This is a genomic window from Patulibacter sp. NPDC049589 (genome assembly GCF_040675535.1).
Taxonomy (GTDB): Bacteria; Actinomycetota; Thermoleophilia; order Solirubrobacterales; family Solirubrobacteraceae; genus Patulibacter.
Map to the genome: position 1 here is coordinate 1 of NZ_JBFAPC010000217.1, position 7,695 is coordinate 7,695.

Sequence of the window (7,695 nt, forward strand, 5' to 3'; positions counted from 1 at the left end):
ACGCGCCGTTGGCGTTGAACCGGCCGGACGGGAAGTGCGCGAGCCCTTGGTCTTTGAGGTCGCGGATCGAGAGCTCCACGACCGCGTGCTGGCGGGCCCCAGGCGCTCGATGGCGCCGGGCAGCGCGCGGCGCATCGCCACGATCGTCACCAGGTGCCGCGTCACCAGCTGCGCGGGGTGGAGGTCCCAGCCCTGCCGCACGCCGTCGGCCAGCGCGCCGAGGACGAGCTCGGCGTGCACGCGCCAGTGCGCGTGGACGGTCGCGCGGTCGCCGACCGGCAGGCGGTTGGTCGAGCCGTCGCTGACCTCCACGCCGGTGCCCGCCGCGGCCAGCCGCATCACGGCCTTGGCGGTCTGCGCGACGGGGTGGTCGGCGCGCTGCTCGGCGGCGGGCACGCCCAGCGCGGCGGAGTAGTCGTAGGTGCCGTAGTGCAGGCCGACGCAGCGACCGCCGGCGACGTCGATCATCGGCGCGAGCGGCAGCCGGCCGTCGGCGGCGAGGATCGCCTGCGGCGTCTCCACCTGGATCTCGAAGACGAGCGCGTCCTCGGGCAGGTCGTGGGCGACCTCGAGCACGCGCAGCAGGGCCGCGTAGGCCGCGACCTGGTCGACATGGACGACCTTCGGCAGGGTCAGGACGAAGCCCTCCGGCGGCCCGCCCGCGGCCGCGAGCCCGCCGATCACGCGGTCCAGCGTGCGCACGGCCCGGGCGCGCGTGGCGGCCTCGAGGCTGCGGTGCCGGACGCCGCTGCGCCGCGGACCGTCTCCGGCTACGGCCTCGGCCAGCAGCGTGGCGACCGCGGCGTCGGCGTCGGCGTCCTCCACGTCGTCGGGCCGGGGGCCGTAGCCGTCCTCGAGGTCGAGGCGCAGGTCCTCGATCGGGCGGCGCTCCAGCGTCGCGCGCAGCAGCGGCCAGGCGTCGTCGACCTCGGCCACCGGCAGGCCCGTGGCGGTCGCCAGCGAGACCGGCCCGGGCGCGTGCTCGTCCAGCGCGGCGAGCGCCTCGCGGCCCCACCGGCCGCAGACGCCGGGCTCGGCCCGGTCCGCCGGGACGTACACGGTGTGGGCGGGCTGGTCCGCGCCCGAGCCGCCCGGCCAGCGCCGCGCCGCCCAGAGGTCCAGCGGCGCGAGCGCGGTGTCGAGGGCCTCCAGCGCGGCGGCTGGCAGCCGGCCGGGGCCGTTCATCGGGCGGCCCCGGAGGGGTCGGCGGCGGCCGCGGCGGCTGTCCCCGAGGCCGACCCATGGCGGGGCGGGCCGACGGCCGGGTCGGGTCCGTCGCACGCGGCACGCGGCGCGCCGCCGCCCGCCGACAGCACGGCCCCGCCGCCCAGCGGCGTCGCGCTGGACCCGCGCACCACGAGCGTCGCCGGGAACGACGCGGACTCCGCCGGCACCCCGTCGATCGCGGCGATGAGCGTGCGCGCGGCGAGCTCGCCGAGCTCCGCGTGGGCGGAGCGGACGGAGCTGAGGTCCAGCGCCGCGGCGGCCGTCACGTCGTTGAAGCCGACCGTCGCGACGTCGCGACCCGGGACCAGGCCCGCGGCGCGCAGCGCGGTCGTTGCCCCGAACGCCGAGAAGTCGCTCGCGCAGAAGACGGCCGTCAGGTCGGGCCGGCGGGCCAGCAGCCGGTCCATCCCCTCGCGGCCCGACGTCGGGTGCAGGCCGCCGGGCTCGACGAGGTCGGCGGGCAGGTCGACGCCCGCCTCCGCCAGCGCCTCGCGGAAGCCGACGGCGCGGTCGTTCGACGTCGCCGAGTAGCCGGGGCCGGCGAGCAGCGCGATCTCGCGGTGGCCCTGGGCGACGAGGTGCCGGCCGACCTGCCGCCCGCCCTCGCGATCGTCGCAGACGATCGCCGGGTGGTCGCCGGCGCGGCGCATCACGAGCACGTACGGGATCCCGAGCGTCGCGACCCAGTCGACGTAGTCGCCGTCCTCGTGGGCGTCGGCGATGATCAGGCCGTCCACGCGCCGCGACAGCAGGAGCTCGACGCGTTGGCGCTGCGCGGCGGGGTCGTCGCGGGTGGACGCCACGAGCACGTCGTAGCCCTGCTGCACCGCGACCTGGTCGATGGCCTCGTGCACGATCGCCTGGACGACGTCGGTGAGCGCGTGGGCGACCATCCCGATCGCGCCGGAGCGGCGGGTGCGGAGGCTCGCGGCGACCGGGTCGCGGCGGTAGCCGAGCTCCGACGCGGCGGTGTGGACGAGCGCCGCGGTCGGGTCGCTGGCCGGGTCGCGGCGCAGGGCGCGGGAGACCGTCGAGACGTGCAGCCCCGTGCGCTCCGACAACGTGCGGAGGGTGGGGCGGCCGGCGGCGCCGGACGCGAGGTCGGGGGTGTCGTCGGGGGCGGACACGGGTTCAGCGCGCGGGGCGGGGCGGGGGTCGTCGCGGGGCGGTGGCCCTGCGGGCGGCGCCCACCGCGGACCCCCGCAGCCTGACACGTGCGGCGGCGGGGGGCGCACCCGATCGGTGCGGGCACGGGCGACGCATGGGGGACATCGTCGGAGGTGCCCGGCGCGGCGGTCCTGTCGGCCGGGCACACGATCTCGGCGGGGCGTTGTACCCGTGTCCATACGCGATCCGGCGGAGCTCCGGGAGCATCGTGCAAACGATTGCCGTCGCACCGTGCGGCACCCGACCGCCGAGCACCGACCACCATCCGCACCGCACCGCAGCCCGTGTCCACCGTCCCGCCCACTGACGGGCCGCCGTCCCCCGCCCCGCCCCCGACCGCCACGCTCCCCGAGCTCGACCGCGAGGCGTTCGTGGACCGCTTCGGCGGCGTCGTCGAGGACTCGCCGTGGGTGGCGGAGGCCGCCTGGGAGGCCGGCCCGTTCAGCGACGTGGTCGCGCTGCACGACGCGTTCGAGCGCGTCCTGCTGCACGCCGGCGAGCAGCTGCAGCGCCGGGTCCTGCTCGCCCACCCGGAGCTCGCGGTCTCCGGCGGCGTCGACGCCGCGACGCTGTCGGAGGAGTCCGCCGGCGAGCAGCGCGGCGCCGGGCTGGACCGGCTCGCCGCCGCGCGACGCGACGCCCTGGCCGTCGCGCTGCGCACCTACCGCGACCGCTTCGGCTTCCCGTTCGTCGCCTGCGTCCGCGACCACGGCGGCGCCGGGCTCGAGGAGCTCCTGGCGTCGCGGGTCGATGCCGCCCCGGACGACGAGCTCCGCACCGCCCTGCGCGAGGTCTCCGCGATCGCCCGCCATCGCCTCGAGGATCTCTGCGCATGACCGCCATCTCGATCTCCACCCACGTCCTCGACACCTCGAAGGGCGAGCCGGTGCCGGGCGTACCCGTGACGCTGGAGCGCCTGAGCGCGGGCGAGTGGCTGGCCACCGACGCCGGGACGACCGACGCCGACGGCCGCGTCCCGAAGCTCGTGCCCGAGGGACAGGTCGTGCCGGCGGGCCGCTACCGGGTCCGCTTCGACCTCGAGGGCGCCCCCGGCGGGCAGCCGGGCTGGTACCCGGAGGTCTCGGTCGTGATCGACATCGCCGGCGACTCCGGCCACCACCACGTGCCGCTGCTGCTCGCGCCCTTCGGCTACACCACCTACCGCGGGAGCTGATCCGCCTGCCCCTGAGCATCACCGAGAACACGTACGGCAAGGCCGAGGTCCGCCTCGTCCGGGTCGTCCGCGACGGGCCCCGCCACGAGCTGCGCGACCTCACGGTCGACGTCCGGCTGCGCGGCGACTTCGCGCACGTCTACGAGGACGGCAGCAACGAGGGCACGCCCGCGACGGACACGATGAAGAACACGGTCTTCGCGCTGGCCCGCGAGCACCTCTCTCGCGGCAGCGTCGAGGACTTCGGCCGCGTCCTCGCCGACCACCTGGTGGCGTCGGGCGAGCGCGTCCACGGCACGACGGTGACGCTGACCGAGCACCCGTGGACCCGCCTGCCGGGCGCGGGCACCGCCGGCGACGGGCTGCACGACCACGCGTTCCGCCGCGACGCGTCGGGCGACCACGTCGCCTGGGTGGCGGTCGACGGCGACGTCGCGACGGTCGCCGCGGGGATCCAGGACCTCTTCGTCCTGCGCACCACCGGGTCGGGCTTCGTGGGCTTCCAGCGCGACGCGCTGACGACGCTGCCCGAGACCGACGACCGCATCCTCGCGACCGTCGTCGACGCCCGCTGGACGTACGCGCCCGACGCCGTCGCGGCGGGGATCGACTACGGGGCCGCGTGGACGTCGATCCACGCGACCCTCGTCGAGCGCTTCGCCGACCACTTCAGCCCGTCGGTCCAGACGACCCTGCACCGCATCGCGGTCGGGATCCTCGAGGCCCACCCCGAGGTCGTCGACGTGACGATCGAGCTGCCCAACCGCCACCACCTGCTCGTCGACCTCGCGCCCTTCGGCCTGGAGAACCCGGGCGAGGTGTTCGTCGCGACGCAGGACCCGTTCGGCGTCATCTCCGCGACGGTGGCCCGCACCTGATGGACCTCGAGACCGTCGTCGACGTCGCCCTGCCGCGGACCCGCGGCGAGCTCCCCGACCCGCTGGCGGGCGACGCGTTCCTCGCCGGCGGGACGTGGATGTTCTCCGTGCCGCAGACCGGGGTGCGGCGGCTCGTCGACCTGACGACGCTCGGCTGGCCGGCCCTGACGGTGTCCGCCGACGGCCTCGAGATCGCGGCCACGTGCACGTTCGCCGAGCTCGTGGCGTTCGCCGGGGGCGACCCGCGCGCGACCGAGGACACCCGCTGCCGCTGGCCCGCCCTGTCGCTGCTGCGGCCCTGCTGCGACGCGCTGCGCGGCTCCTTCAAGGTCCAGCACGCCGCGACGGTCGGCGGCAACCTCTGCCTGGCGCTGCCCGCCGCGCCGATGGCCGCGCTGGCCACCGCGCTGGACGGCGTCTGCGTCGTCTGGACCCCGGAGGGCGGCGAGCGCCACGTGCCCGCCGCGTCGTTCGTCCTCGGCGAGCGCGAGACGGTCCTGCGGCCGGGCGAGGTCCTGCGCTCGGTGGTGCTGCCGGGCTCCGCCCTCGCCGCCCGCACGGCGTTCCGGCAGGAGTCGCTGGCGCCGCTGGGCCGCTCGGCGGCACTGCTCGTCGCGCGGGCCGACGCCGACGGCGCCTTCGTCCTGACGATCACGGCGTCGACCCCGGCGCCCGTCGTCGTCCGGCTCCGGGGCGTCCCGTCGCGGCACGAGCTGGCCGCCGCGCTCCACGCCGCGGTCCCGGCCGCCGGCTACCACGACGACGTCCACGGCGACCCGGCGTGGCGCGCGCAGCTGACGGCCCTGATGGCCGAGGAGCTGCGGGCGGAGCTGGCGGGCCCCGCCGCGCGATGAGCGTGCGGGTCGACGGCGAGGACCTGGACGCCGCCCCGCGCGCCGGGCAGTGCCTGCGGACGTACCTGCGCGAGCGCGGCCGGTTCGGCGTCAAGAAGGGCTGCGACACCGGCGACTGCGGCGCCTGCACGGTCCACGTCGACGGCGCCCCGGTCCACTCGTGCGTCTACCCCGCGGTGCGGGCGCAGGGCCGCGACGTCACGACGATCCACGGCCTCGGGACCGCGGCGGCGCCGCACCCGGAGCAGGACCGGTTCGCCGGCGCGCAGGGCTTCCAATGCGGCTTCTGCACCGCCGGCATGGTGATGACGGTCGCCGCGCTGGACGAGTCCCGGCGCTCCGACCTGGCCCGCAGCCTGAAGAGCAACGTCTGCCGCTGCACCGGCTACCGGACGATCGAGGACGCGATCGCCGGGGTCGTCAACGTCGACGCCGAGGAGGGCGAGCCGGCCGCCGGCCGCAGCATCGCGGCGCCCGCCACCGCCGGCGTCGTCACCGGCACGGTCCCGTTCACGATGGACCACGACGTCGTGGGGCTCCTGCACGCCGCGCTCCTGCGGTCCCCGCACGCGCACGCGCGGATCCGCTCGATCGACGTCGCCGCGGCGCGCGCGCTGCCCGGCGTCCGCCTGGTCCTCACCCACGAGGACGCGCCGCAGCAGCGCTACTCCACGGCCCGCCACCACGCCCGCCACGACGACCTCGACGACACGCGCCTCTTCGACGACGTCGTCCGCCACCACGGCCAGCGGGTCGCGGTCGTGGTCGCCGACACGCTCGGGATCGCGCAGGAGGCCTGCCGCCGGATCGCCGTGGACTACGAGGTCCTCCCGGCCCTGGTCGACCCCGAGCGGGCGACCGCCCCGGGCGCGCCGCTCGTGCACCCCGAGAAGGACCCGGCGGACTCCCGGATCGCGGACCCGTCGCGCAACGTCGCGGCCGAGGTCCACTCCCACATCGGCGACGTCGACGCCGGGCTGGCGGCGGCCGACCACGTCCACGACGGCGTCTACACCTCGCAGCGGGTCCAGCACGCGCACCTGGAGACCCACGGCGCGACGGCCTGGCTCGACGACGAGGACCGGCTGGTCGTTCGCACGTCGACGCAGGTGCCGTTCCTCGTCCGCGACGAGCTGGCGTTCCTGCTCGGCCTGCCGCGCGACCGCGTGCGGGTGATCGCGTCGCGCGTCGGCGGCGGCTTCGGCGCGAAGCAGGAGATGCTCGTCGAGGACGTCGTCGCCCTCGCCACCCTGCGCACCGGCCGCCCGGTCCGGCTGGAGCTGACGCGCGAGGACCAGTTCGCCGCGGCGACGACGCGCCACCCGATGCGGATCCGCGTCCGGATCGGCGCCCGTGCCGACGGGACCCTGACCGCGGTCTGGCTCGACGTCCTCTCGAACACCGGCGCCTACGGCAACCACGCGCCCGGGGTCCTCTTCCACGGTTGCAACGAGTCGCTCGCGGTCTACTCGTGCGCGAACAAGCGCGTGGACGGCGTCGCGGTCTACACCCACACGGTGCCCGCGGGCGCCTTCCGCGGCTACGGCCTGAGCCAGACGACCTTCGCGATCGAGTCGGCGATCGACGAGCTCGCCCGCGGCATGGACCTCGACCCGATGGAGCTCCGCGCCCGCAACGTCGTGCGCCCGGGCGTGCCGATGATCTCGATCACCGAGGACGAGGACGACGTCGTCTACGGCTCCTACGGCCTCGACCAGTGCTTGACCCTCGCGCGGGAGGCCCTGGCGCGGCCGCTGCCGGGACCGCCCGGTCCCGTGCCGACGCGGCTGCCGGGATCGGCGGGTCCTGTGCCGACGCCGCAGCCGGGACCGGCCGCTGCCCTGCCGATGGCGGCGCGATCCGCGTCGGCCGTCCCGGGGACGCAGACGTCTCGCGGCGGTATTCCTCTGGTGAATGGATCCAACCACCAGGCGCATACGGCCGGAGAGATCACCGTCCCCGGGTCCGCAGGGCGGTCGCCCGTCCCCCTCGACCGCGATCCCGCCGCCCACGGCCTCGGCCCCGACTGGCGGATCGGCGAGGGCTCCGCGCTGTCGATGATCGACACGATCCCGCCGAACGGCCACCACGCCGACGCGACCGTGACGCTCCTGCCCGACGGCCGCTACCGGCTGATGATCGGCACCGCCGAGTTCGGCAACGGGACCGCGACGGTCCATCGGCAGCTCGTCGCCACCGCGCTCCACACCACGACCGACCGGGTCCTCGTCACCGCGTCCGACACCGACGCCGTGACCCACGACACCGGCGCCTACGGCTCGACCGGCACGGTGGTCGCCGGCCGCGCGGCGCTGCGCGCAGCGACCGCTCTCCGCGACCGGCTGCTGGCCGCCGCGGGCGTGCTCGCCGGTCGCGGCGAGCGGGTGCTCGCCGC

General features: G+C 76.6%; 7 protein-coding genes. 5 read left to right on the forward strand and 2 right to left on the reverse strand.

The features are described from left to right. Both AB0L40_RS25160 and AB0L40_RS25165 read right to left on the reverse strand, forming a co-directional pair. Window positions 1-1,185: aldolase (locus AB0L40_RS25160; RefSeq protein WP_364361110.1), on the reverse strand; the 1,185-nt coding region annotated here is incomplete at its 3' end. Continuing rightward, entirely contained in the window at window positions 1,182-2,354 is a 1,173-nt protein-coding gene (locus tag AB0L40_RS25165) for a LacI family DNA-binding transcriptional regulator (RefSeq protein WP_364361112.1), read from the reverse strand. The genes AB0L40_RS25160 and AB0L40_RS25165, both read right to left, overlap by 4 nt. Window positions 2,355-2,678: 324 nt before the next feature. Between AB0L40_RS25165 and uraD the strand changes: the two genes are divergently transcribed. The 5 genes from uraD to AB0L40_RS25190 all read left to right on the forward strand — a co-directional run. Beyond that, a complete protein-coding gene (gene uraD / locus AB0L40_RS25170; RefSeq protein WP_364361114.1) occupies window positions 2,679-3,230 on the forward strand; it encodes a 2-oxo-4-hydroxy-4-carboxy-5-ureidoimidazoline decarboxylase in 552 nt (183 codons plus the stop codon). Beyond that, a complete protein-coding gene (gene uraH / locus AB0L40_RS25175; protein WP_364361116.1) occupies window positions 3,227-3,568 on the forward strand; it encodes a hydroxyisourate hydrolase in 342 nt (113 codons plus the stop codon). The genes uraD and uraH overlap by 4 nt, the downstream gene beginning before the upstream one ends. Window positions 3,569-3,585: 17 nt before the next feature. Next, window positions 3,586-4,446, forward strand: coding sequence for a factor-independent urate hydroxylase (gene pucL / locus AB0L40_RS25180; RefSeq protein ID WP_364361122.1), 861 nt, complete (start codon window positions 3,586-3,588; stop codon window positions 4,444-4,446). Next, window positions 4,446-5,300: an FAD binding domain-containing protein gene (locus tag AB0L40_RS25185; RefSeq protein ID WP_364361118.1), complete on the forward strand. Its 855-nt coding sequence runs from the start codon at window positions 4,446-4,448 to the stop codon at window positions 5,298-5,300. Before pucL ends, AB0L40_RS25185 begins: the two co-directional genes overlap by 1 nt. Next, window positions 5,297-7,695 (forward strand): molybdopterin cofactor-binding domain-containing protein (locus AB0L40_RS25190; protein WP_364361120.1); only part of this gene is annotated, 2,399 nt, incomplete at its 3' end. The genes AB0L40_RS25185 and AB0L40_RS25190, both read left to right, overlap by 4 nt.

What these genes read in the sequence shown, in the direction of transcription:
- uraH (WP_364361116.1), top strand. Translation starts at nt 3,227, where the DNA reads ATGACCGCCATCTCGATCTCCACCCACGTCCTCGACACCTCGAAGGGC.
- AB0L40_RS25185 (WP_364361118.1), top strand. Translation starts at nt 4,446, where the DNA reads ATGGACCTCGAGACCGTCGTCGACGTCGCCCTGCCGCGGACCCGCGGC.